Source organism: Micromonospora sp. NPDC050980 (assembly GCF_040653835.1).
Classification (GTDB): domain Bacteria; phylum Actinomycetota; class Actinomycetes; order Mycobacteriales; family Micromonosporaceae; genus Micromonospora.
The window spans coordinates 1-1,141 of sequence record NZ_JBFAGS010000075.1 but is presented as its reverse complement, the minus strand read 5'-3'; the positions used below and the strand labels follow the sequence as shown (position 1 = coordinate 1,141).

1 protein-coding gene is annotated in these 1,141 nt (G+C 66.7%); it reads right to left on the bottom strand.

Features of this window, described 5'->3' with window-relative positions; translation table 11 throughout:
• Positions 1-1,017 (bottom strand): IS256 family transposase (locus AB0H28_RS30090; RefSeq protein WP_358047530.1); only part of this gene is annotated, 1,017 nt, incomplete at its 3' end.
• Positions 1,018-1,141: the final 124 nt, after the last annotated feature.

The window sequence follows — 1,141 nt, the reverse complement described above, 5'->3', positions numbered from 1 at the left end:
GCGGGCGTTGACGGACTCGATCGCGTTCGTGGAGCAGATGACCTTGCGGATCTCGACGTCGAAGGCGAGGAAGGGCACGAACTCGGCCCAGGCGTTCTCCCACAGCTTCACGATCGCCGGATACTTTCTGCCCCATGCCTCGGCGAACTCGAGGAACCGCTCGGTCGCGGCGTCCTCCGTCGGCGCGGTGTAGACCGGCTTGAGCGCTTTGGCGATCTTGTCCCAGTCCTGCCGGGCGGCGTAGCGGAACGAGTTGCGCAGCAGGTGCACCACGCAGGTTTGCACGATGGTGGGTGGCCACACCGTCTCGACCGCCTCGGGCAGGCCCTTGAGGCCGTCGCAGACGAGCATGAGCACGTCGGCGACGCCGCGGTTCTTCAGCTCGGTCAGCACGTGTAGCCAGTGCTTGGCGCCCTCACCGCCGTCGCCGGCCCAGATGCCGAGGATGTCCCGGTGTCCGTCGACGGTGACCGCCATGGCCAAGTAGATCGGCCGGTTCGCGACCTGCCCATCCCGGATCTTCACGTTGATGGCATCGATGAACACAACCGGATACACCCGGTCCAGGGGCCGGTTCTGCCACTCCGCCATGCCGTCCATGACCTTGTCCGTGATGGTGGAGATCGTCTGCTTGGACACCTCCGCGCCGTACACCTCGGCCAGGTGCGCGGCGATCTCCCCATGGGTCAGGCCCTTGGCCGACAACGACAGCACCATGTCGTCGACGCCGGTCAGGCGCCGCTGCCGCTTGCGCACGATCTGCGGCTCGAACGTCCCCGCCGCGTCGCGGGGAACCCGGACCTCGACCGGCCCGACGTCGGTGAGCACGGTCTTGGTCCGGCTGCCGTTACGGGTGTTCCCGCTACCCCGACCCGCCGAGTCGTGCTTGTCGTAGCCGACGTGATCGGTGATCTCACCGTCCAGCGCCGATTCCAGGACCCGCTTCGTCAGCTGCTGCAACAGCCCGCCCTCACCGGTCAGCTTCAGCCCGTCACCACGAGCCCGATCGACCAGCATCGCGATCAACTGCTCATCCGTGACCGCACCCGACGGCTCAGCGGCCGGCTGTCCCACGGTGGTCTCGGTCGTCATCTGGCGTCTCTCCCTTGATCGGTCGATCAGCCGTTATTTGTACAGTCCC